Source organism: Chryseobacterium sp. 14P4.3.2 (assembly GCF_057799275.1).
This window is the reverse complement of record NZ_JBYOKO010000001.1, coordinates 102012-125753: the sequence shown is the minus strand read 5'-3', so window position 1 is coordinate 125753 and position 23742 is coordinate 102012. Positions and strand designations below refer to the sequence as shown.

Here is a 23742-nt window from a genome sequence, read left to right as displayed (position 1 = left end):
GGGATTGGTTTTTTGTTGAGATATAATGATGTATTAAAAGCTTTGCTGGTCAGCAGAAGGACCGTAACTTCCCGGTAAAGGAATATTGTTCAGTCTGTAATATACTCCAAGCTGAGCTCTGTGGTGGGTAATTTGATTTAAAGCATGTCTGATCGCTCCGTATTTACTCCAGCTGGCCAGTGCGTGCCCATCATTTTTAATCGTCCAGCTTGGGTTCAGCTCATCTTCTGTAGCCTTTTCTAAAGCAGCTTTACCGGCCTGATAACTGTCATCCAGTTTTTTAATCAGATCCTCCCTTGTTGAAAGAACTGTAGGTTTGTAGCCTCCTATGGCAAAATCCAGTTCCGAGGTATTCAAAATGGTATTGGGCCATTCAAAAACTTCTACAAGATGGGTGGCAAGCGGCATCATTTTCATGCTCTTTTCATGAGGGGCGTAATCATTTTTTCCTTCAGGGTAAAGATCAATAAATTTTTTTGTGGTTTGGAATTCTCCCTCCAGTTCGGATTTTAATTGAGATAAAGTATCCATAATATTTTGTTTTTAAAAAGCTAAAGGTAAGCGTTTTAGATTCGAAAATGGCTTAACGAAATCATAATTTTTTGAAGGATACATTATTATTTAAATACTGATGAAAAAAAATCTACAAAAAATAAAAATTATTGTAACAAAATAACAAATATGATTACTTATTATGTAAACTTTGATACAATGAAAAAGCTATTCTCAGTATTTCTTATCGCTCTTTTTGCATTTGCAGGAGCTCAGGAATCCAAAGAAACCGCAAACCGTTTCTTTTATGAATTGACTTTCAAGCCGAAGAAAGATTCTGCAAAGCTGGATAAGATTATCACTATTTTGGACATAACTCCAAAAAAATCAATTTATCAGGACTATACAATGCCTGCTCAGGATTCTATCATTAAAATTCAGATAGATGAAATGGAGAAGACAAAGACTTTTAAAGATATGAGCAAGCTGATTAGATGGCCGAAGTTTTCATATAAAATTATCAAAACTTATCCGGACATGAAAGTTCAATATGTAGATAGAATCAGCAGAAACCTATTCTCTTATGAAGATGATCCGAAACTGCAGTGGAGCATTTTGCCGGAAAAGCAAAAAATTGGAGAATACAACGCTCAGAAAGCAACTACCGAATTTGGAGGAAGAAAATGGACAGCATGGTTCAGTTCAGACATTCCATTTCAGGATGGTCCTTATAAATTCAAAGGGCTTCCAGGGCTAATCGTAAAAATTGAAGATGCTGATAAAAATTACTCATGGCAGTTAAGTGGGAATAAGAAAATCGAAAATTATGACGAATTATCTTATGCTGATAAAATCAATGCCAAAATGGGAATGATGAGTACAACAATAACACCAACAACAAAGGAAAAGTTTTTAAAGTCTTATGAGGGATACAAAGCAGATCCTTTTGCAGAATCCAGACCTTATATGACAGCAGAAAACATGAGCAGACCTATGCCTGGAACAGACGGAACAGTGGGGGACTTTATGAAAAGACTGGAAAAACAGGTAAAAGACTTCTTTGGTTCTAACGATAATCCGATTGAGAAAGATCAGAATACGGACAAAAAGAAAAAATAAACATTCATATCAACTAAATTATATTTTGAATCAACCCAGATACAGTAATGTGTTTGGGTTGATTTCTTTTTGTTAAAAATGTTCTTTTAATAACTAGAAAGTGTTGAAAATAAACTCTAATTTGAAATGATATTTTAGATTAAGCACTTGTTTTTTAAATTTAAATAACAAAAATTTGATTCTGTTACTTTTCATTATATGTTTGTTTTATAACAAATTAAAATATTATTATAATGAAAAAAATCATTTTCACGTTGTTATTAACAACATCTGCAATGTCATTTGCAAAAGCTGAAGAGCCAAAAGTTAAAACAATTTTTCCCAAACAAGAACGAAAAGTTTTAATTGCAAAAAAAACAATTCAGCAAGAAGAAAAAGTGGTAATAAAAATTGCAAAAGCAAAGATAATGAATCCTTTTCAGGAATGTGTTTTCAACAATTCAATGTCTATTTCCTTAATGTATCTATCCATGGGGATTCCTACTGCTGAAGGCTTTGCTGAGGCAGTGGCAACAGGTAGCTGTATGGCTAGTTTTGGAGTTTTTTAATTAACTAAATATTTAAAAATTATAAGGTTCAGGAAGTTTTCTTTCTGAACCTTGTTATTTAGATTAAATTTAAATAGCGTATATTTGCATCACTAAAAATTAGGCTTTGGAAGTGAAAGGATTACATAAATTAAGTGGATTCCCTAAGAATAAAATGGGGAAGATATTGGGGTATGATAATGACCATCTGAAAATGCCCAATAAAATTATTGAAATGGGGCTTCTTCCGGAGACCATTTTCAGGATTTTGTACCAGGCTCCTTTCAATGGACCGATGTATGTAGAATTTGGAGCAGAGAAAAGCCGGATTGCTCTTCGTGAGGAAGAAGGAGATTATATCATTGTTGAAGAATTGAATTAATGCAGAAAAACAAGAAAAAACAGATACTTTTAGTCGGAAATCCCAATGTAGGAAAATCTACCGTTTTCAATACGCTTTGCAACAAAAAGCAGAAAACAGGAAACTATGCAGGTGTTACCGTAGCAAGCCATTCAGGGAAATACGTGTATGAAAATGAGGAAGTTGAAGTAGTTGATCTTCCTGGTTCTTACAGTGTGTATCCAAGTTCTGAAGATGAAGCTATTTTTTCAAAATATCTGATTGATGAGCAGAAAAACTATGCAGGAGTTGTTTATATTCTTGAAGCATTAAGCTTAAAAAGAGGACTTTTACTTTTTCAGCAGATTCAGGATCTAGGTATTCCGATGATACTGATTGTCAATCAGATTGACCAGGCAGAAAGAAGAGGGGTAACCATAGATGTCAAGAAATTTTCTGAAGCCCTGGGCATTAAAATTATTCAGACCAACGCCAAAGAGCAGATTGGTATTGATGAGGTAAGAGAAGCCGTTTATAACAATGAGTTTTTAAAAGCAGATAAAATCTCTTTCGAAACGCCAAGCGAACATAAAGATTTCATTCAGAAACTGGCATCACACAAAGGTTTTGATAATGAATATAAAGCCTGGATGAGCCTTTCACTGGGCACAGATCTCGGAAGAATAGGATCCGTAGCAGAACAGATCAATGCTTCTGAGACTAAAAGCCTGGTTCCTAAAAGACTGCAGGTTCAGGAAACTGTTAGAAGATATCAATATGTAGATAAAATCTTAGAAGATGTAATCTCTAAAAAAGCACAGTTTAAAGAATTACTGACAGAAAAACTGGATAAAGTTTTAGTTCATAAATTCTGGGGTTATGTAGTTTTCCTTCTAATTCTATTGGTTATTTTCCAGAGTGTATTCTTTCTGGCAGAATATCCGATGAACTGGATTGAAAGCTTCTTTTCATGGTTGGCTGCTTTTACAGGAGAGCACCTTCCGGCAGGGCCTGTTAATTCCCTGATCTCGAACGGTATCGTTCCGGGAATCGGAGGAATTGTGGTATTTGCACCACAGATCGGAATTCTTTTATATTTCCTTTATCTGTTAGAAGATTCAGGATATATGGCAAGAGTAGTATTCCTCATGGATAGATTACTCCGTCCCTTTGGGCTTAACGGTAAAAGTATTGTTCCCCTTGTGTCGGGAACTGCATGCGCTATTCCCGCGGTAATTTCCACTAGAAATATTGAAAACGTTAAAGAAAGATTGCTGACTATTCTCGTAACACCATTTATGACGTGTTCAGCAAGACTTCCGGTATACAGTATCGTTATCGGTCTGATAATTTCTGAAGGATCATTTTTGGGAATAAAGTACAAAGCTCTGGTCCTGATGGCAATGTACCTTCTCGGCTTTTTAGTCGCATTATTATCAGCTGCAATTCTTAAAGGATTTATTAAAAATCAAGGGAAAACCTATCTGGTAATGGACCTTCCTGCCTATAAAAAACCACTTTTCGGATATGACTTTAAAATGGTTTTGGGTAAAGTATGGGACTTCATCACCGGTGCTGGTAAGATCATTTTCATTGTAAGTATCATTATCTGGTTCCTTAGCTATTTTGGGCCCAAGCAAAAAGCAGATGAGCTAGTAGCGGCAGACGTTCACCTTGATCACTCTTATCTGGCAAAAATGGGTAAAGGAATAGAGCCTGTTATCGCTCCTTTGGGTTACGACTGGAAAATGGGGGTAGGAATCCTTACCAGCTTCGTAGCAAGAGAGGTTTTTGTGGGAACAATGTCTACTTTATACAGTCTGGAAGATGACGCTCCGGAGGTAAAGGTAATTGATAAAATGAGAAGAGATGTAAAACCGAATGGAGAAAAAGTATTCAGCTTTGCTACAGGAATTTCCGTTCTTCTGTTTTACGCATTTGCAATGCAGTGTGTTTCTACACTTGCAGTAGTCTACAGAGAGACCAAAAGTTGGAAATGGACCGGCTTTCAGGTAGTCATGATGACAGGTTTGGCATATTTTGTGTCGATGATAGCATATCAGATTTTAAAGTAATGGACTCATCATTAATTTTTCAGTATGTACTTATTTTCATAATTGTAGCATTTGCCTGCTACTCTTTATTTAAAGTACTTAGAAAGAATTTTGCACCGAAAAAATTCAGCTCCAAAAGAACAAACTGCGATAAAGACTGCGGCTGCTCTTAAATAGGGATATCAATGGATAATTGAAAAAAATGTAGTATTTTCATTTTTTAATTTAAAATATCCGGGTTGAGTATTCCAAAAGCGATATTCGTTTTATTATTTTTATCATTTGCCTTCCGTACGAAAGCACAAAGCGATACTGCCAATATTAAATCTTATGCGGAGCAGGTTATGATCCGTGTCAATCTCGATACCAATATTGAAAGCTATACCTTTTCAGAAGGAGAATATAAAGATGCAGAGAAAACAGTCTTCTCAATCAATAACAAGGTTAAAACATCCCTTTCAGTCGATTATAAAATCATAAGTGCTACGCTATCATTTGCCCCTAAGTTTTTACAGGGAAATGACAGCGAGGCTTTGAAAGGCAGCAGTTCTTATACAGACTTCAGCTTCAGGCTTTTTCCAAAAAGATTTATCCAGACTTTTTATTACAAAAATGTACGTGGATTTTATCTTGAAAATATGAAAGACCTTTTCCCTCAATGGCAGGAAGGAAGAGACCCTTACCTTCAGTTTCCTGATCTGCGGGTGCAGAGTTTCGGAGGATCTACATCCTATATTCTTAATAAAAATTTTTCCGCAAAAAGCATTTATACCCAGGGAGAATGGCAGAAAAACAGCAGTGGAAGCTGGGTCCCGTTTCTGGATTATGATCTTACGATTTTCAGAAATAAAACCGAAGGAATAAAAAGTAAAGAATTTCAATATAAAATTGGGGGTAACATCGGATACTTCTACAATTGGGTACTTGGTAAAAATATTAATATTTCACCTTTTCTGGCATTGGGACTCGGAGGGAAATTCTCCAGCTACCGTAATATTGAGAATGGAGGTGTAAAGGAAAACGCCCAATATCTAACCATAAGAATGGAAGGAGGGCTCCACATCGGCTACAATACCGATCGTTTTTTATTCGGAGGAAAAATGAATTTTAGCGCTTATGCTTACGATCAGAAAAAGAACCAAACAGTAGAAAACAGTAACCTCTACGGACTCTTATACATAGGCTATCGTTTTGCTCCTCCGAAAGTTGTAAAAAACACCTACGATAAAATCCAAAAAAAAATCCCGGTTCTATAAGTTGAAAGGTCTTTTAAGTATCTTTGCGTTGGAAAAGTTAGACAGAAAATAATAAAATAATAAAAACATAATGTCGTTAATAAAATCTATTTCAGGGATTCGCGGAACCATAGGCGGAAAAGTAAATGATAACCTTACCCCACTTGATGTGGTGAAATTCGCTTCCGCATTCGGGACCTGGCTTCAGAATAATAAAAATAAAAAAGATCTGACTCTTATTATCGGTAGAGATGCGAGAATATCAGGTCAGATGGTCTCTTCTCTGGTTACAGCAACATTACAGGGGTTGGGTATAAATGTGATTGATTTAGGTCTTTCTACAACACCCACAGTGGAGATAATGGTTCCTGAGCTTAATGCAGACGGAGGAATTATCCTTACGGCTTCTCACAATCCAAAACAATGGAATGCCCTTAAATTATTAAATGAAAAAGGAGAATTCATCACCGGTGAAAACGGAGCCGATGTATTGGCGCTGGCAGAAAGTGAAGACTTCAACTATGCAGAAGTAGATAATCTAGGGAAATATGAAACCAGAGATGATGCATTTGATATTCACATCCAGCAGATTCTTGACCTTCCAATGGTAGATGTGGAAGCTATTAAAGCAAAAAAATTCAAAGTAGTACTGGATGCAGTAAACTCTACAGGAGGGATTGCAATTCCAATGCTTTTAGATAAACTGGGATGTGAAACCATCAAGCTGTATTGTGATCCAACAGGTCACTTTCCACATAACCCGGAACCTTTGAAAGAACATTTGGGGGACATCTGTGAATTGGTAAAAAAAGAAAAAGCAGATTTAGGAGTTGTAGTAGATCCGGATGTAGACAGACTTGCTTTAATCGATGAAAAAGGCGAAATGTTTGGTGAAGAATATACATTAGTAGCCGTTGCTGATTACCTGTTGAAACATAAAAACGGTGCGGCAATCTCCAACCTTTCTTCCAGCCGTGCTCTGAGAGATGTAGCACATACCCATAATTCAGAATACTTTGCCAGTGCAGTAGGAGAAGTGAATGTAGTGACTCTGATGAAGGAGAAAAATGCTGTGATTGGTGGAGAAGGAAACGGAGGAATCATTTATCCGGAGCTGCATTATGGAAGAGACTCTTTAGTAGGAGTAGCCTTATTTTTAACGCATCTGGCAAAAGAAAATAAGACCGTTTCAGAATTAAGAGCAGGATATCCAAGCTATTTCATGGGTAAAAAGAAAATAGAACTTACCCCGGAAATAGATGTAGATGCTATTTTAGGAAAAATGGAGAAGGAATATCAGAATGAAGAAGTTTCTACGGTAGACGGAGTGAAAATAGATTTTGAAAACAATTGGGTTCACCTAAGAAAATCCAATACGGAACCTATCATCAGAATTTATACAGAAGCTAAATCTCAGGAAGAAGCAGATAAATTAGGAGATGATATCATTGCCAAAATTAAAAGTTTAATCTAAATAAATAAAAAGAACGGAACTCCTTTTGTTCCGTTCTTTTTTATACTGAAATGTTTGAGCATATTAAAAACAGATTCCCTTTTCCGAAAGAAAAATGGAGGAAGTTCCTAGGCTGCTTTGAGCGGATGGAGATTCCTGCCAAAACCCTGCTTTTAAAAGAAGGAGAAGTTTCATATCATGCTTACTACATTAAAAAAGGAATTGTAAGAGCCTGGTATAACAACGACGGAAAGGATGTAACCTTTCAGTTTTTTCTTGAAAACACAATGTTCTCATCGCTGGAAAGCTTTAAAAAAGGATTGCCAAGCATGGTTTCTTTCGAAACAATAGAGCCTTGTATCTTGTATAAAATAAATAAACCTGATGTAGAAGCATTTCTGGAAGATGTTTATGAAAATAAAGACCTTCGAACGCTGTTTATGGATGCCCTTTTTGAAAGGATATTCGATTACATGAAACACTTCTTTTCATTCATAAAAGATACTCCTCAGCAGCGCTATATTAATCTGGCTCAGCAAAAACCTGAGATCATTAAAAGGGTTCCCCAGCATTATATTGCATCATATCTGGGCGTTACAACCGTCCATCTCAGCAGGATAAAAAGCAAAATCCTGAAAGAAACATCCCTCTGAAAATTCAATTCTCGATACATTTTATCAATTATTTTAAACTGATAACAAATGTTATTGCTCCGGAAAATGCCCTGCAATAATTTTGTGTAAAATTTAAAACAATGAAAGCAGCAGTCGTATTTGAAAAAGGTGCTATCCCTCAATATGCAGATTTTCCGGAGCCGGAACTAACAAAAGAAAACGAAGTCCTGGTTCATGTAAAAGCAGCTTCTATTAAAAATCTTGACAGAGCAAGGGCGGGAGGAAACCATTATTCTACAGGCCACGAAGAACATAAGCCCACTGTTATTGGCTCGGATGGGGTAGGCCACCTCGACAACGGTGACAGTGTTTATTTCTTCAGTAAGAAAGGAACAGTAGCCGAAAAAGCAGTAGCAGATAAAAAAATGATGGTTGAGATCCCTCAGGGACTTGATTTTTCTATCGCAGCAGCATTACCCAACGCAGTAATGGGATCTGCAATGGCATTAAAATTCAGAGCAGGGATACAGCCCGGAAATACAGTACTTATTAACGGAGCAACAGGAATTACAGGCAAGATAGCAGTTCAGATAGCCAGAATTTATGGCGCTCAAAAAATAATTGTTACCGGAAGAAATGAAGAATCCCTGAAGTCTCTCCTTGCATTGGGAGCAGATGAAATAATTTCCCTCCAGCTGAATGATGATGACTTTAAAAAAGCAATTAAAAAAAGTCATTCTGAAATACCTGTTGATATCATTCTGGACTATCTATGGGGGCATTCTGTGGAGATGATCCTGGCTGCCTTCAAAGGAGACGGAACATTTTCCCATAAAACAAAGCTGATTACAATAGGAGGAATGAGCGGTGATACCATTCAGCTTTCTTCCCAAATTCTTAGAGGTACCGATATTCAGATTTCAGGATCTGGCCTGGGAAGCTGGACAAGAGAGGAGTCTGCTCTTTTATTTTCGGAAATTATTCCGGAAATGTTTCAGGCAGCTGCGGATGGGAAAATTAAAATAGAAACAAAAGAGGTTGATATCAAAGAGATCGAATCAGCATGGAACGCTGAGATACCAGGCGGAAAAAGGCTGGTGGTAAGAATTTAACCACAATTTTCATTTTTTTATCCACAATCCTTTTACTGGTTTTCTTTTTTTACTATTTTTATAATAGAAATTTATGAAATGGTAAATTCAAAAAAAAGTTGCAACTTTGCATAAATATTTGAATATCAGTTTCAGATGTATTATTAATTAAAAGTTTGCCGAGGTTTGTAAGCTAATTCAGACATCGGGCCGACAAAGACGACACTATTGGAAGAGTATTTTGGAAATGAACTTGTAAAAAAGTTCGAGGAAATGATGGAAAACAATGACGAATTCTACTTCGATACCGAAGAACTGGAAGATATCATTGTTTATTATTTGGAGCTTGGAGATTTTAATTACGCCGATAGGGCTGTTAATTATGGATTGAAGCTTCATCCCAATTCATTGGATATCAAGATCAAAAAACTTGAAATTCTTTTGGAGTGGGAAGAATATAATACTGCGAAAAGCCTTATCAATGAGCTGAAAGGTTCCTCTATGGAAAATACAGACTTTTTGGTTTGCTACGCCAAGTATTATTCGAGTTTAGGAAATCCTAGAAAATCCATTGAGATCTGCAAAAAAGCTTTAACATTAGAGGAGGAAGAAAACTTCCTTCACAACTTTATTGCAGATGAATATGTGAATCTCGGGGATCCTTTTAACGCTCTTAAACATTACAGAAAAGCACTGAAGGAAGATCCAACGGATGAATACTCGCTGGAAAACTGTATGGTGTGTTTCAGTGACCTGAATAAGAGTGAGGAGGCTATTGCCTTTCTAAATGAATATTTAGATGAATTCTCGTATTCTGAAACCGCATGGTTTGAGTATGGACAATTCTATTTCAACAGGAAAAATTATGATGAAGCAATAAAAGGCTATGATTATCTGTTGGCAATCAACTCCAGCTCTGTTGGAGTATATGCTAATAAAGCGGCCTGTTATGAAGCTTTAGGACAATATCAGAAAGCCATTGAGACTTATGAGGAAATGCTTGAGCTGGAATATACGAAGGCATTTACTTTCTATAAGATCGGCTTATGTAATAAAGCCTTAAAACAGCCAATTTTAGCTTTAAACTCATTCCAGAAATCACTGAGAGAAGATCCTCAGTTTTATCTTGCAATGATGGAGCAGTCTTATCTGTACGAAGAAATGGGCGGAATGTCTGAAGCATTGCATTATGCTAAAGAAGCTACCCAGCTGAATGAAAGTAATCTTGACTATCAGAAAAGATTGGCTTTCCTATTCATTGATTCAGGAAAATTTGAAGAAAGTCTTTCCTGTCTTAAAATATTGGTTGATGCAGAACCTACAAGATTCTACAACTGGTATGCTTATTCAGAAGTGTTGATGCTGGTAGGTGAATATGAAGATGCAGTAACAGTATTGAATAGCGCAATAAAAAATCATTATAGAGCAGAACTGTTTTATCAGCTGAGTAATTGCTATTTTAACCTGAAAGAACAGGATAAAGGAATAGAATCTCTTCAGAAAGCTTTGGAGCTGGATCCGTCTTTGGTTAAAGATATGCAGAAAAAATATCCATTCATTAAAGATGAGGTGAAAAAAGTGAAAGCCAGTAAGGTGAAGAAAAAGAGCTAGATTAATCTAAAATAAATAAAAACCTGCAGAGATGCAGGTTTTTTTAATATATAACGTGCTTTTATTTCTTTGGATTTGTTCGTAAAAATATCAATCCGGCAATGATAATTCCTGCCCCTATAAACTGAAGATAGGTCAGCTTTTCACCGTCAATAATTCCCCAGATAATTGCTACAATAGGCATCACCAAAGTGACGGTTGAAGCAAAAAGGGGAGTGGAAACCTTCAGCAGACGATAATTCATCATCATAGCCAGGCCTGTCCCGAAAATAGATAGCAGACTGACAAACATTAGTCCAGTCATATTATCTTTTGAAAAGCTGAATTCAGAAAAAAATCCAGTACTTGTCAAGGCCAGAAGAGAGGGTAAAAATAAAATAAAAGAGAAAACAAAAGCAGATAAAACAGAGGAGGAAACGGTCATCAATTTTGATTTTACAGTCGTTGTACTTAGTGCATAGCATAACGTTGCCAATAGTAAAAGTAAAATAGGAATCAATTTGAATTCTCCGCTGCCACTACCGCCGAATGCAAGAATACATACTCCGGCAAAGCTTATTATCGTTCCTGTAATTTGTTTTTTTGTAGTTTCGAATTTCCAGACTAATGCTCCTACAATAATGACAAAAATAGGCATCATAGAATTGATAATCCCCGCAATACTGCTGCTTATCTCAGTTTCAGCAATTGGAAAAAGAAACATAGGGATAAAATTTCCCGTAAAAGCAGCCAGAATAAGCCATTTCAAATGCTTTTTCGGAAACAGTTTGTAGTTGGAAATGGCAATAGGAAGTAAAATAATCCCGGCAATAAGAACCCTTAAAGATCCTACCTGAAACGGATTAAAATGTTCCAGTGATTTCTTGATTAAAATAAATGAGGAGCCCCAAATAATACTCAGGACCGCCAGAAGAACCCACTTTTCTTTATCTGCGTTCATTATTTTCGTGTAAGATTTTTAGAAATTCTTTTTTAGAAATCATTTTCGCTCCTAAGCTTTCAAGATGATCAGTATGAGACTGGCAATCAATTAATTCAATATTATTTTTATTACGTTCTACAAATTGAATGAAACCTGCTTTTGAGGCATTACTTACCTTTGCAAACATACTTTCGCCACAGAAGACATTTCCAATTTGAAGTCCATAAAAACCACCCACCAATTCACCATTCTGCCATACTTCAATACTTTTGGCTAAACCATATTGATGCAGCTTGATAAAGGAATTCATCAGTTCATCAGAAAGCCAGGTTCCTGTCTGCCCCTTTCTGTTTGCCTGCTGGCAGTTTTTGATTACTTCCCTGAAATTCTGATTCTCGGAGAAAGTAAATACATCTTTGTTTAATATCTTTCTCATAGATTTTGAAACTTTTATCTCTTCAGGGTACAGAACAAATCTCGGATCCGGGCACCACCACAGAATTTCTTCATCAGGATTATACCAGGGGAAAATCCCTAATTGATAGGCGAACCAGATGCGCTCTACGGACAGATCACCACCAAAGGCAATCAATCCCTCGTGACCATCATAAAGCTCAGGGTCGGGGAATGAAATCTCGTTTTCGTCTAGTCGGACCATTTTTTAGAAAAAAAATCCTACTTTAAAAAGCAGGATTTATATTTGATCTTTATTCTTTAATTAAAAAGGTAAATCATCATCGTCATCTCCGGCAAACGGATTCTCATTAGAAGCTGGAGAAGCTGAATGCTGAGGCATAGCCTGAGTAGGCTCTGATGAAATATCAGAAACTTTCTCTACTCTCCAACCTGTAATAGAGTTGAAGTATTTGGTTTCACCTTGAGGAGAAACCCATTCTCTTCCTCTGATGTTGATTCCAACCTTTACATTCTCTCCTTCTTTAAGGTTATCTAATAAATTGATTTTATCAGATAAAAATTCTATGTTTATCGGCTGTGGATACTGTTCCTGGGTCAAAATAACCATTTCTCTTTTTTGAAACCCGCTCGCAAATGTTTGAGCATCAAAAAGTTTCTTTACCGTTCCTTGTAATTCCATATCGTAAATATTAACGATGTAAAAATAAGAAAATGAAATGTAATAAAAGGTGCCGTGAAAAAAAAATGTAGAAATTTTAATTTTTTTTCTGGAAAAGTTTGGAGATAAAGGAAAATGTCCTATATTTGCACTCACAAAAACGAAGCAAGCTCTTTAAAACTTACAATATAAAAAAACCAGCGGATGTGGTGTAATTGGTAGCCATGCCAGACTTAGGATCTGGTGCCGTGAGGCGTGGGGGTTCGAGTCCCTTCATCCGCACTATGCGAAAATAGCTCAGCTGGTAGAGCACAACCTTGCCAAGGTTGGGGTCGCGGGTTCGAATCCCGTTTTTCGCTCCACACCTGCCCTGGTGGTGGAACTGGTAGACACGCAGGACTTAAAATCCTGTACCTTTGGGTGTGCGGGTTCAAGTCCCGCCTGGGGTACAAAGCCTTCTGTACAGCTTACGGAGGGCTTTTTGTTTTAATAGAGGCTGTTATTTAAATAAAAAGTCTTATATTTGTAAGAAATAGAGTTGTATTTGCAAAAGCAAATCAGCAAAGTTAGCGGATGTGGTGTAATTGGTAGCCATGCCAGACTTAGGATCTGGTGCCGTGAGGCGTGGGGGTTCGAGTCCCTTCATCCGCACTAAGCGAAAAAAGCATATCTTGTCGGGATATCTTTTATAAGATTGGTACTTCGGTTCGAATCTTTTTTTTCGCCATACACCCGCCCTGGTGGTGGAACTGGTAGACACGCAGGACTTAAAATCCTGTACCTTTGGGTGTGCGGGTTCAAGTCCCGCCTGGGGTACAAAGCCCTCTGTAATTTGATTACGGAGGGCTTTTTTTGTGATATCGATTTAATTTTACAATTTAATGAAGTAAAAGATGTGACTTGACAGGTCTTTTGGTAAATTTGTCTTTATAAAACAAAACCATGAAACTATTCAACCTCATTTTAGTAGTCAGTGCGATTACAGCTTCCAATCATTTATTCTCTCAGGAATCGAGCCAAATAAAAGCCCATGATATTATAGAAAAAGCTATTCAGGCTACTGGCGGAAAAAAGCTTTTGAACAGTATAAAAACTCTTTATTCTAAGTCCGAGACAGTGATGGACGGGAGAAATGTGAATTGGATCACCAAGGAAATGGCACCCAATAAAGGCAGTTTTGAAATTGAATATCAGGGAAGAATTGTTTATAAATCCTGGTTTGACGGGAAAACGGGGTATGAATTGGTAAATGGAGAAAGAAAACTGGCAGATCAGGCAGAGTTTAAGGATAAAGTCAATAGAAAGTACATCATAAATGAATTGGCTTATATAGATCCTGCACTGTATACGATTGAGCTTGTAGAGACTAATACTGAAAAAGCTTATTATAAAATAAAGGCCACTTATGTCGCGGGCAAAGTAGCTTACCTTTATTATGATCTAAAAACTTATTTACTAAACAAGGAAGAAACTGTCGAGAACAGTAATAAAAGTGCATTTTCAACCATTTTGATGAGCGATTATAAAAAATTCGGCGATCTTTTGTATGCTACAAAATCTACATTTGTATCCGAAGACGGAGACCAGATAGCCATTCTTGTAGATTTATATTACAATAAAGAGATTAAGGATAAAGATTTTAAATAATGAAAAATAATAACCTTAAAGGTTGTCTACTGACAGAAAGCCCTGTGTAATTCAATTACACAGGGCTTTTTTTGTTTATAATACTTATTACCGTGGGTATTTTTATGCTTAAGGTTTATTGTCTTCCATTTGTCAGTTTTTTTGTCAGTTCTGTCAGGTATAAACAAAATAAATTTACCATGCCATATTAGAACAGATACCGTTTAACAATAAAAAAATAATTTATGAATTTAACCAAAGACGAAGAAATTTTACAGTCTGTTGTAAAAAAAGCCTGGAAAGATCCTGTATTTAAAAACAGTTTAATCCAGAATCCGGTAGCTACTATGGAGAATTTTTTGGGAAGTCCTATTAATCTGCCTGCAGGGAAAAATCTGGCGTTCGTAGATCAAACTGACTCTACTACCATCTTTGTAAACATTCCGGCAGAGCTGGATATGGATGATATGGAATTAGATGAGGAACAGCTGGACGTGATATCTGGAGGAAATGATGGAGACCCACCTATCTACATAAAACCAGTTAACTCTGAGGGCCGCATTTTTGGCGGAAAGTAGATGTAGAAAATTCTATGAATCGTATATAATTCCTGATTTTAAGAATTATATGCGATTTTTTATTAAAAAAGTATGAATGATAAAACGGTCTTTAAGGCTCATTTTATATATTTTATACTATTTAATTAATATGCAACGCAATAAAAGCCTTTTCGTTATGATAAATTATAAATACATATTGTTTTTTTGTTTTTTATATATCGGAAATTATCCTGGAACGTTTTCTCAAACCAATAAAAAAATAGAGAGCCAGTCAATGGGTTCTAAAAGCACTGCAGACAGCCTGCTGAATATTGGTATAAAGCAGCAGGAGTCGGGAAATTTTGCAGAATCTGTGCTGTACTTTAATAAAAGCTTAGTAAGCTATTATGAACATAAAGATTTTAAAAAAGCAGGAGACTGCTATAGCTATCTGGCTATTTCTTACTCTCTTCAGGGAAACTATATTCAATCTCTTTCTTATTTTGAAAAAAGTATTTCTGAATACAAAAAGGTGAGATACAAATTAGGAATCTCATCAGTAACCAACAATATGGGGGGAACCTACTACTATTTAGGTAAATTTTCTCAGGCTCTCAGCTGTTATCAAAAAGTTTTAGAAATTCAAACAGAAATTAAGGATCCTAAAACGATCGCTATAACCACTCAAAATATCGGTGGGATCTATTCTAAGCTGGAAGATTATACAAGTGCCTTAAAGTATTATAGAAAAGCATACAATGTATATACAAAGCTGAATGATGTAAAGGCAATCGCTCAGAATTTAAATTCTACAGGGTCTATACAGGTAAGGCTGAAAGACTTTGATCTTGCCTATGAAAATCTGAGCAAAGCGCTTCAGGTTGCTAATGAACAGAATGATAAGCAGATTAGAATTGAAGTCCTGAATAACTTAGGAACGCTGTTTTATGAACAATCAGATTATTCTAAGGCCTTAGGATATTTTAATAATACATTGCAGCTCGCAAAAGAAATGAATAGCCAGCAGTACATTGGAGATTCTCAGATTGCTATAGGGAACATCTATGCAGGGCAGGGTAAAAACAAGGAAGCGGTAAAAAAATGCAGCGAAGGATTTACCATTGCTCAAAAAATAGGATCTCTAAGTTTGAAAAAAGATGCTTGCGACTGTCTTTATCATTCATATAAAACACTTGGAGATGATAAGAAAGCTCTTACCTACTATGAGAAATCAAACATTTTTGAAGATAGCTTAAACTCCAAAGAGACATCTAACAGGATGATGAACATGGAGTTCCAGAAACAGCAGCTGACGGACAGTATTGCCTATGTAAAGAAAGAACATACTATTCAGATCAAACATAAAGAAGAGGTACAGAAAAAGGAAAAACAAAGAAATGCCATTATTATTTCTTTAGGTTTCATTCTTGTTTTAGCTGGAGGCTTATGGAACAGGCTCAACTTTGTCAAAAAGTCTAGAGAAGCACTAAGAATAGAGAAAGATCGCTCAGAAGAACTACTGCTGAATATCCTTCCGGAAGAAATTGCTGAAGAACTAAAGCAAAAAGGAAGTGTCAATGCCAGGGATTTCAATCTGGTATCCATTCTCTTTACCGATTTTAAATCCTTCACACAAACTGCTGAAAAAATGTCTCCTCAGAGTTTGGTTGAAGAAATTAACGTTTGCTTTAAAGCTTTTGATCTCATCTCCGAAAAATATAAGATTGAAAAAATAAAAACAATAGGTGATTCCTATATGGCTGCAGGAGGAATTCCGAAACCTGATCAAAATTCATTGAAGAATATTGTTTTAGCCGGGCTGGAAATGCAGGATTTTATGGCGGAAAGGAAAAATGAAAATATGCAAACCAATAGACCTGCTTTTGAAATGCGGCTAGGAATTCATGCGGGGCCCATTGTCGCAGGAATTGTAGGGGTTAAAAAATTCCAGTATGATGTATGGGGAGACACTGTAAACACTGCCAGCCGAATAGAAAGCAACGGTATGGTAGGGAAAGTAAACATTAGCGAATCACTTTATCTCCTTATAAAAAATGAAGACTGTTTTAGCTTTGAATACCGTGGAAATATTCAGGCAAAAGGAAAAGGAGAGCTGAAAATGTATTTTGTAGAGGCTACTTTATGAAAAAAATGAATAAAAGCTAATAATTGGCAATTTTCAAGTATAAATTGACAATTTTATACAAAAATAGCCACATATCTTTACAATATTGAAAATGACAATTGTCCAAGAGCAGAAGAGATAAAAGATAATTAGAAAGAAAATAGGACTGACAGTTTTGAAGTAAAACTTGGCAAATCTATACAAGAAAAGCATTTTACCTTTATCTCATACAAAACAGAAGTGTTATGGAAGACAAAAAAGAACAAATTATACAAACGGTTATTTCTAAGGCATGGGAAGATGTGGATTTTAGAAAAGATTTACTGGCAAACCCTGTAGCTGCTATAGAAAGATTAACGGGAGTAGAGGTGATTTTGCCGGAAGGGAAAGAGTTGATAATTGTTGACCAGACGGATAAATCTAAAGTATATGTAAATATCCCTGCAGAACCGGAAATGGATAATATAGAACTTACGGAAGATCAACTGGAAGCTATAGCAGGAGGAGGACAAATGATATGGAAAGATTTGGCAGACGCAATGTTTCCCGCATTAAAAGATTGCATAAAAATTTAAAAACTGAACGGAGAGATTAAGAATCCTGTTGTTGATCTTTCTGATTTAGCAATCTCTCAATACATAACTAATTATAAATAAAAACATAATTATCATGGAATTTACACAAGAACAAAAATTATACGCAGAGATCATTCAAAAAGTATGGGATGATGTTGAGTTTAAAAAAGAGCTAATGGCCAATCCTGTAGAAACTATCGAAAAACTGACAGGTAAAAAGTTGAATTTACCAGAAGGTAAAACTTTGGTAGTAAGAGATCAGACTGATGATTCAAATGTCTACATCAACATTCCTGCAAGGCCAAAAATGGATATGGAACTAAATGAGGATCAACTAGAGATGGTCGCAGGAGGAGGTACTGTTAAAGATGTTGTTTCCGGTGTTCTAGATTTTTTAAGCTATATGAGTACTCCTCCAATTCTTCGTTAAATAAATATTAAATATATAATTATCATGGAATTTACACAAGAACAACAAATGTACGCAGAAATCGTACAGAAAGCATGGAATGATGCTGAGTTTAAAAAAGAACTAATGGCTAATCCCGTAGCTGTTATTGAAGAATTTACAGGAAAAAAAGTTAGCCTTCCTGAAGGAAAGACTATCGTAGTGAGAGATCAGTCTGATGAATCTACTATGTATATCAACATTCCTGCAAAAGTACAGATAGATGCAGAATTGAATGAAGAGCAGTTAGAAGCTGTTGCTGGAGGTGTTTGGGATCCTACAGGAACAGGAGGTGGTTGTACAGGAGTATTTCCATTTCCTGGATTCCCTCCAATTTTAACAACATTGTAATCAATAACAAATAACTATATAACCATGGAATTTACACAAGAAGAAAAAGTGTACGTAGAAATCGTGCAAAAAGCATGGGATGATGCTGAATTTAAAAAAGAATTAATAGCAAATCCCGTTGCAACTATTGAAAAATTTATAGGAAAAAAGCTAAACTTACCTGAAGGAAAAACATTAGTGGTAAGAGATCAGTCCGACGGATCTTCTGTATATATCAATATTCCTGCAAAAGTAGAGGTAGATGCTGAATTGAACGAAGAGCAGCTGGAAGCGGTAGCCGGAGGTGTTTGGATTGGTCCAGACGGCGGAGGTTGCATACCTACTTTTCCTCCTAAACCATTGTCTCCTGGCCCATTCTTAACAGCATTATCATAATAGCTATATAACCATGGAGTTTACACAGGACGGAAAAATATACGCAGAAATCGTACAAAAAGTATGGGATGATGCTGAGTTTAAAAAAGAATTACTAGCAGATCCTATTTCTGCTATTGAGAAGCTGACAGGTAAAAAACTAAACTTACCGGAAGGGAAAACTTTAGTAGTAAGAGATCAGACCGACGAATCTACTATATATATCAATATCCCTGCAAAAGTACAGATAGACGCTGAACTGAATGAAGAGCAGTTAGAGGCTGTTTCAGGAGGTATCATGTGGCCAACTAGTACGGGGCTTCCACCATGGATAGTACCAACTTTACCTATAGAGTACTAGCCACATTATTTAAAAAATAAAAACATATTAACATTTCACAATTAACATTATGACAACATTAGAACAACAAAAAGGAGAAGACCTAATAAAAACTTTAATTGAAAAAGCTTGGGCAAATCCAGAATTCAAAAAACAATTAGTTAATAATCCTGCTGAAACAATAGGTAGTATTGTTGGGAAAGATTTGGGAGCTACTATGCCAAATGGAAAAAAACTTGTAGTCGTAGATCAAACTGACGATAGTACGTTTTACTTAAATATTCCATCTCAGCCACAAATAGATGTGGAACTAAAAGAAGAAGAATTAGAGCAGGTATCAGGAGGGGCAGGTGGTCCATTATATGATGCAGGGGTATGGGTTGGACATCAGATTAAAGATTTCTATAACTGGGCAACGAGCTAATCAATTTTCTGAAAATTACTGTAAACATAATTACTATAGAAATTTTACCAATCAATTTTACTTTACAAAAAATTACTAACGAATAAAATATAATAACATGAAACTAGCAAACGAACAACAATTAAATATTATTAATGATTTAATCATCAAATCAACAAATGATTCTAAATTCAAAGCAGAATTTATTAACAATCCTAAAAAGGTAATTGAAGACTCTTATGAATTTAAAGTATATGACAACGTTAAATTAGTTGTTGAAGACCAATCTGACGAAAATAAGATTTTCATTAATATTCCTCGTAAGCCAGATCTTAACGAAGTGGAATTAACTGACGAAGAACTAGAGAAAGTAGCAGGTGGTGGTACTCCGGCAATAGTTGGTTTGGGTATCCTTGCTTGTGCAATTTATGACTTTGGATGTGGAGTCGTAGATGGTATTAGAAACTAATATTTCCAGCTAATAAATAAAAACATGATGTTTTTTGTCACTGTACAAAATAGACATCATGTTTTTTTATATTCATCAATTATTTAAATAAATTTCAATTAATGGATATTAAATATATACTTTATTTCACATTGGGAATTTTAATATATAAGATAGTCATTCATATATTAAGAAAAAAATAACTTTTTATAGTAAAAGCAATAATGTTATGGAAAATAATCAAGAGAAAAAAAAATACAGTACTATTCAATTAGGATTATCATTCTTTGCAGGTGTTATTTTATATCACTTAATTATAAATGTCTTTTTTAAATAACCTTTACTATTTTGGTTACCCGGTCATCATATAACAATATTCAAGATCCAGCACTCCTTTTTATAGAGGGAGTTTTGTTGTCATTTTTTGAGGACTTTAAAAAGGCTGATTTATCCCGGACATTTGATGGGTATAAGAGAGAATTAGAAGCAAGCAACCTTCAGTTGATTTTTAACAAATACCCTGTTGCAGAGAAATTATTGAATAAATACGAGTGGAAGAAAACTAATTTGTTTTCAACTATTTCAGAAGGATTCATTCGGGATATAGACACTTTATATCAACATCAACTGATTGGTAAGGACTCTTCAAAAATAGAAGATATTAAAATAGGAGTTGGTGATTTTCATAAAGGGATGTCCACTGCAATTCTTGATCTTGGGAACAATAGGAAAATTGTTTTTAAACCTACAAAAGCTAATATTACAGAAGCTTTTTTTAAATTGTTGAATTGGGTTAATCAATATTATTCATTAGGAGATTGTTTTTATCAAATAGCTGGAGATAAAGAATATCACTGGTTAGAATTCGTAAACCCGATCTCTTGCAAATCTAAGGATGAACTTCACTTATATTATGAGCGTGCAGGGTTTATGCTGGGGATTTTATATGTTTTGAATGCAGTAGATTTTCATTATGAAAATGTTATTGCCAGAGGTACAACTCCGGTTATCATTGATCATGAAACCATTATACAGCCCAAAATTCATCCGGAAAATCAAAAGTTTTTCAAAAAATTTACTACCGGTGAGATTGATGATTCTGTGTTATTGACCATGCTGTTGCCTAATCATTATGAATCGGGCACTGGTATGCCTATTGGTACTTGTGGTTATGGTTATCATAAACAAAAAAGTATCCAGAATTTAGCAAATGAAAGTGTCGATCGTTATACGGATAACTGGCGCTTTGTGATCAGGTTTGTGGAAGAAAATTTTCAAAAACAGAATATACCCACACTCAATGGAGAAGCGGTATATCCCGTATACTATCTGGAAGATTTTTTGAAGGGCTTCGAGAAAAGCTATCATTTGTTTTTGGATCATGTTGGCTTTTTACTTGAAGATCAAGCTTCTCCTTTATCTGCATTTAATAATAGTACAGTAAGATATATATGGAGAAATACTAGTTTATATACAAAAATTAACAACCAATTGAAGCTACCTAAGAGCTTAGTCAGTTTTCAACATTATGAACAGAAAATTCATGATTATTTGGCTGCAGCTTTCAAAAATGTTCCTAAAGATTCTGATTTGATGTTGATCCACAAACATGAAGTGGCTCAAATGCTAGAAGGTGATATTCCGTTTTTTGAAGTTAATACCTCTTCTAGAGATTTGGAAACTGATTTTGGAATAATAAAAGACTTTTTTGAATACAGTGCCACAGAAAATCTTCAGAGAAAATTAAAAAAACTATCCCTTAAGGATTTAGAGATCCAAAAGGATTTGATTAGAAAAAGTATATCAAATTAATTTATTAAAAAATATAACAAAAAGTTTCTATAGTCAACAATATCTTATGATATAGAATAAAAAAGGCTTGTTTGTTACTATGTTGATAATTAATTATTTAATGAGGTGTTGTTGTTATGAATAAATATAGTGGATATCTATAATTAATTGAGAATAATATTAAATTTTTGATAGACTGTTTTATAGCTATTCATTCTAAATATTTAAAAACTTATATTTACACAGGAATTTACTATTCTCGTTTTGTTTTTGAATTAAAATAAGCGAAAAATTTATGAGCGAAAAATGCTTAAATTGTAATGCAGCTACTAAAGATAATTTTTGTTCTATCTGTGGGCAAAAAAATTCTACCCATCGTTTCTCCCTGGAACATTTCATAGTGCATGATCTTATACACGGAGTATTTCATCTAGATAAAGGCTTCTTTTTTACTTTAAAAGAACTTTTTACAAGACCAGGACACAGCGTAAGAGAATACGTACAAGGTAAGAGAGTGAAATATTTCAATGCATTCACTGCAATCATCATCATTATCGGGGTAGGATACTTTCTTGGAGAATTTGCAAAGGGTAAAACTATTGACTTATCCCAAACTGATAAAGACTTTGAAGGATTTTCAAGAGTTACTAAACACTATGCAAAATTAATTGCTTTATCATGGGTTCCGTTTTATGCACTCATGAGCTACCTTCTATTTAAAAAAAGTAAGCAAAATTATTCCGAAAATTTAATACTGAATATGTATATGATTGTAGGAATTCTTGTGATAGAAGGAATATTTTCTGTTACAATACTTCCATTTGCCAGTGGAATGGTATTAAAGGGGGCTCTTGGTCTTATGACGATTGCGAAAATTTGCTATATTTTTTGGTTCTATTACCAGTACTTTTCAACAAGTTATGGGAAAGTGAATCTTCTCGTAAGGTGCATTACCATGGTCTTTATTATTTTATTAATTACAAAATTAATAGCTCAGGTTGTGAATAAAATAGGACTAGCCTATTTTCATTAAATTAATTGATAGAAAATCAACTTATATATATATATTCTTTATCCGGTATAAAGAACTTAGTAGAAGTAGACTCATAAAGACAAGAGTAGAGCAAAGAAAGCAGGAATATATTTTATATGACTTTCCAACTAGGTTTTATAAAAAAGCCTGATACCTATAAAAATACATTGGCAGTACCAATACTATCCATTAAATCAATTTATTATTTGTGGCATACGCAATAGCCTCCGTGATATTGCTCACTTCTAATTTTTCAAATAATTTTCTTCTATGAAACTTTACCGTATCTGGAGAAACAAATATAGCTTCAGCTATGTCATTAATGGTAAATCCTCGTGCACAAAGTTGTAGGATTTCTTGTTCTCTTTTAGATAAAACAGCTTTTTTCTCCGTTTCCCAGACACCCCTGTCAAGACGGTAATGATAAACTTTATTTTCTCCGTTTTGATAGATCTTAATATTTCCAGAATCTCTTTCGGAAGAAATAGAAATAATACATATTGCTTTCCATATTTTTCCGTCCTTGTTTAAAAATAAAGGGGTTAATTTTTGATTGACTAATATCTTTTTATCTTCCTTATTGATGATATGAAAATCGTAAGAGATCGTATAATCCAATCTGCTTTCCAAGGAAATGTTGTCATAAAAATCAAATCCTACAGAATTGATTTTTAGTAATAGCTCCAGATCCGTTTTAGGAACATATTTGAAATAAAAAGCATATCCCATTTCTAGTACCTGCTGGGGAGTGTTACCACAAAGGAACAAAGGATTGTCTGAAACATATTCAAATCCTTGTTTCATATAATCAATCACATATATACTGGTATAGGTAGCTCTCGCAAATGCTTTAATAGACTCAAGATAGCTGAATTGCTGCTCCTTCTCTTCCTCTGTTACACTACTAATTGTATTCCTATGATTAAAGAAAGAATTCGTTTCATTTGCATTCATTTTATCAGTTTTATACAAAAATAGCATAAAATCAATAATGTTAGTTGTTTTTTGGATTTAAATTTATTTTTTTCATATCAAAATCTGTTTCTTAATGTTTTTTTTTAAATGTATTTATCATTTTGATACAATAAAGAATTAAACTACACTTTTGTGTAGTAATTTGATAATCAGGGTAATACTACAATTTGGTGTAGTGGGATTGACATTTATGCCAAGTAG

The 23742-nt window shown here is 34.9% G+C and carries 26 protein-coding genes and 5 tRNA genes; 26 read left to right on the top strand and 5 right to left on the bottom strand.

From position 1 onward, the window contains the following. Window positions 1–33: 33 nt before the first annotated feature. Window positions 34–531: a DinB family protein gene (locus AC27VX_RS00570; protein ID WP_300691777.1), complete on the bottom strand. Its 498-nt coding sequence runs from the start codon at window positions 529–531 to the stop codon at window positions 34–36. Between the two features lie 180 nt (window positions 532–711). On the opposite strand from AC27VX_RS00570, the gene AC27VX_RS00565 reads away from it, so the two are divergent. The 9 genes from AC27VX_RS00565 to AC27VX_RS00525 all read left to right on the top strand — a co-directional run bounded on the left by AC27VX_RS00565 (window position 712) and on the right by AC27VX_RS00525 (window position 10536). Then, window positions 712–1611 carry a GLPGLI family protein gene (locus tag AC27VX_RS00565; protein WP_300691779.1) on the top strand — a complete coding sequence of 300 codons (900 nt, stop codon included), beginning with the start codon at window positions 712–714 and terminating at the stop codon, window positions 1609–1611. Between the two features lie 233 nt (window positions 1612–1844). Next, window positions 1845–2159 carry a hypothetical protein gene (locus tag AC27VX_RS00560; protein ID WP_300691782.1) on the top strand — a complete coding sequence of 105 codons (315 nt, stop codon included), beginning with the start codon at window positions 1845–1847 and terminating at the stop codon, window positions 2157–2159. A 106-nt stretch (window positions 2160–2265) separates the two neighbouring features. Next, the gene (locus tag AC27VX_RS00555) at window positions 2266–2520 is read left to right on the top strand and encodes a FeoA family protein (protein WP_262912498.1); all 255 of its coding nucleotides are present in this window, start codon (window positions 2266–2268) and stop codon (window positions 2518–2520) included. Beyond that, on the top strand, window positions 2520–4553 hold the full coding sequence (gene feoB / locus AC27VX_RS00550) for a ferrous iron transport protein B (protein WP_488693344.1): 2034 nt from the start codon (window positions 2520–2522) through the stop codon (window positions 4551–4553). Before AC27VX_RS00555 ends, feoB begins: the two co-directional genes overlap by 1 nt. Before the next feature lie 218 nt (window positions 4554–4771). Continuing rightward, the gene (locus AC27VX_RS00545; RefSeq protein ID WP_488693342.1) at window positions 4772–5788 is read left to right on the top strand and encodes a DUF4421 family protein; all 1017 of its coding nucleotides are present in this window, start codon (window positions 4772–4774) and stop codon (window positions 5786–5788) included. Window positions 5789–5858: 70 nt separating this feature from the next. Next, the gene (glmM, locus tag AC27VX_RS00540; protein WP_236856656.1) at window positions 5859–7241 is read left to right on the top strand and encodes a phosphoglucosamine mutase; all 1383 of its coding nucleotides are present in this window, start codon (window positions 5859–5861) and stop codon (window positions 7239–7241) included. A 50-nt stretch (window positions 7242–7291) separates the two neighbouring features. Further along, on the top strand, window positions 7292–7873 hold the full coding sequence (locus tag AC27VX_RS00535; RefSeq protein ID WP_488693340.1) for a Crp/Fnr family transcriptional regulator: 582 nt from the start codon (window positions 7292–7294) through the stop codon (window positions 7871–7873). A 101-nt stretch (window positions 7874–7974) separates the two neighbouring features. Continuing rightward, on the top strand, window positions 7975–8946 hold the full coding sequence (locus AC27VX_RS00530; RefSeq protein WP_300691798.1) for a quinone oxidoreductase family protein: 972 nt from the start codon (window positions 7975–7977) through the stop codon (window positions 8944–8946). 207 nt (window positions 8947–9153) lie between these two features. After that, entirely contained in the window at window positions 9154–10536 is a 1383-nt protein-coding gene (locus AC27VX_RS00525) for a tetratricopeptide repeat protein (RefSeq protein ID WP_236856653.1), read from the top strand. A gap of 61 nt (window positions 10537–10597) precedes the next feature. Here AC27VX_RS00525 and AC27VX_RS00520 read toward each other — a convergent pair whose 3' ends face one another. Genes AC27VX_RS00520 through AC27VX_RS00510 form a run of 3 tightly spaced genes read right to left on the bottom strand, consistent with a single transcriptional unit; the run spans window position 10598 to window position 12554 of the window. Further along, window positions 10598–11476, bottom strand: a complete 879-nt coding sequence (locus tag AC27VX_RS00520; RefSeq protein WP_488693337.1) for a DMT family transporter — start codon at window positions 11474–11476, stop codon at window positions 10598–10600. Next, on the bottom strand, window positions 11463–12116 hold the full coding sequence (gene aat, locus AC27VX_RS00515) for a leucyl/phenylalanyl-tRNA--protein transferase (protein WP_236856651.1): 654 nt from the start codon (window positions 12114–12116) through the stop codon (window positions 11463–11465). Before aat ends, AC27VX_RS00520 begins: the two co-directional genes overlap by 14 nt. 60 nt (window positions 12117–12176) lie before the next feature. Continuing rightward, window positions 12177–12554: a DUF3127 domain-containing protein gene (locus AC27VX_RS00510; protein ID WP_236856650.1), complete on the bottom strand. Its 378-nt coding sequence runs from the start codon at window positions 12552–12554 to the stop codon at window positions 12177–12179. 179 nt (window positions 12555–12733) lie between these two features. Here AC27VX_RS00510 and AC27VX_RS00505 point away from each other — a divergent pair. The 17 genes from AC27VX_RS00505 to AC27VX_RS00425 all read left to right on the top strand — a co-directional run bounded on the left by AC27VX_RS00505 (window position 12734) and on the right by AC27VX_RS00425 (window position 22566). Further along, window positions 12734–12815 (top strand) — tRNA-Leu (locus tag AC27VX_RS00505). A gap of 4 nt (window positions 12816–12819) precedes the next feature. Beyond that, window positions 12820–12895: transfer RNA gene (locus tag AC27VX_RS00500), tRNA-Gly, on the top strand. Window positions 12896–12900: 5 nt separating this feature from the next. Beyond that, window positions 12901–12982: transfer RNA gene (locus tag AC27VX_RS00495), tRNA-Leu, on the top strand. A gap of 120 nt (window positions 12983–13102) precedes the next feature. Continuing rightward, a tRNA-Leu gene (locus AC27VX_RS00490) sits at window positions 13103–13184 on the top strand. Between the two features lie 83 nt (window positions 13185–13267). Continuing rightward, window positions 13268–13349 (top strand) — tRNA-Leu (locus AC27VX_RS00485). A 126-nt stretch (window positions 13350–13475) separates the two neighbouring features. After that, entirely contained in the window at window positions 13476–14180 is a 705-nt protein-coding gene (locus AC27VX_RS00480; protein ID WP_488693335.1) for a hypothetical protein, read from the top strand. A 224-nt stretch (window positions 14181–14404) separates the two neighbouring features. Continuing rightward, window positions 14405–14737 carry a hypothetical protein gene (locus AC27VX_RS00475; protein ID WP_488693333.1) on the top strand — a complete coding sequence of 111 codons (333 nt, stop codon included), beginning with the start codon at window positions 14405–14407 and terminating at the stop codon, window positions 14735–14737. Between the two features lie 256 nt (window positions 14738–14993). Next, on the top strand, window positions 14994–16844 hold the full coding sequence (locus tag AC27VX_RS00470) for an adenylate/guanylate cyclase domain-containing protein (protein WP_488693331.1): 1851 nt from the start codon (window positions 14994–14996) through the stop codon (window positions 16842–16844). Window positions 16845–17068: 224 nt separating this feature from the next. Continuing rightward, window positions 17069–17398 carry an NHLP leader peptide family RiPP precursor gene (locus AC27VX_RS00465; protein WP_236856646.1) on the top strand — a complete coding sequence of 110 codons (330 nt, stop codon included), beginning with the start codon at window positions 17069–17071 and terminating at the stop codon, window positions 17396–17398. A gap of 94 nt (window positions 17399–17492) precedes the next feature. Further along, the gene (locus tag AC27VX_RS00460; protein ID WP_236856645.1) at window positions 17493–17828 is read left to right on the top strand and encodes an NHLP leader peptide family RiPP precursor; all 336 of its coding nucleotides are present in this window, start codon (window positions 17493–17495) and stop codon (window positions 17826–17828) included. Window positions 17829–17852: 24 nt separating this feature from the next. Next, window positions 17853–18197, top strand: coding sequence for an NHLP leader peptide family RiPP precursor (locus AC27VX_RS00455; protein ID WP_236856644.1), 345 nt, complete (start codon window positions 17853–17855; stop codon window positions 18195–18197). Between the two features lie 24 nt (window positions 18198–18221). Continuing rightward, window positions 18222–18572, top strand: coding sequence for an NHLP leader peptide family RiPP precursor (locus AC27VX_RS00450; RefSeq protein ID WP_236856643.1), 351 nt, complete (start codon window positions 18222–18224; stop codon window positions 18570–18572). A gap of 13 nt (window positions 18573–18585) precedes the next feature. Beyond that, window positions 18586–18912 carry an NHLP leader peptide family RiPP precursor gene (locus AC27VX_RS00445; RefSeq protein ID WP_488693328.1) on the top strand — a complete coding sequence of 109 codons (327 nt, stop codon included), beginning with the start codon at window positions 18586–18588 and terminating at the stop codon, window positions 18910–18912. Window positions 18913–18961: 49 nt separating this feature from the next. Continuing rightward, entirely contained in the window at window positions 18962–19315 is a 354-nt protein-coding gene (locus AC27VX_RS00440) for an NHLP leader peptide family RiPP precursor (RefSeq protein WP_236856641.1), read from the top strand. A 97-nt stretch (window positions 19316–19412) separates the two neighbouring features. Further along, window positions 19413–19763, top strand: coding sequence for a class IIb bacteriocin, lactobin A/cerein 7B family (locus tag AC27VX_RS00435; RefSeq protein ID WP_236856640.1), 351 nt, complete (start codon window positions 19413–19415; stop codon window positions 19761–19763). A gap of 327 nt (window positions 19764–20090) precedes the next feature. Then, window positions 20091–21554 carry a type 2 lanthipeptide synthetase LanM gene (gene lanM / locus AC27VX_RS00430; protein ID WP_236856639.1) on the top strand — a complete coding sequence of 488 codons (1464 nt, stop codon included), beginning with the start codon at window positions 20091–20093 and terminating at the stop codon, window positions 21552–21554. A gap of 274 nt (window positions 21555–21828) precedes the next feature. Further along, window positions 21829–22566 carry a DUF3667 domain-containing protein gene (locus tag AC27VX_RS00425; protein ID WP_236856638.1) on the top strand — a complete coding sequence of 246 codons (738 nt, stop codon included), beginning with the start codon at window positions 21829–21831 and terminating at the stop codon, window positions 22564–22566. A gap of 189 nt (window positions 22567–22755) precedes the next feature. Here AC27VX_RS00425 and AC27VX_RS00420 read toward each other — a convergent pair whose 3' ends face one another. Beyond that, window positions 22756–23520, bottom strand: coding sequence for a response regulator transcription factor (locus AC27VX_RS00420; protein ID WP_236856637.1), 765 nt, complete (start codon window positions 23518–23520; stop codon window positions 22756–22758). Window positions 23521–23742 lie beyond the last annotated feature (222 nt).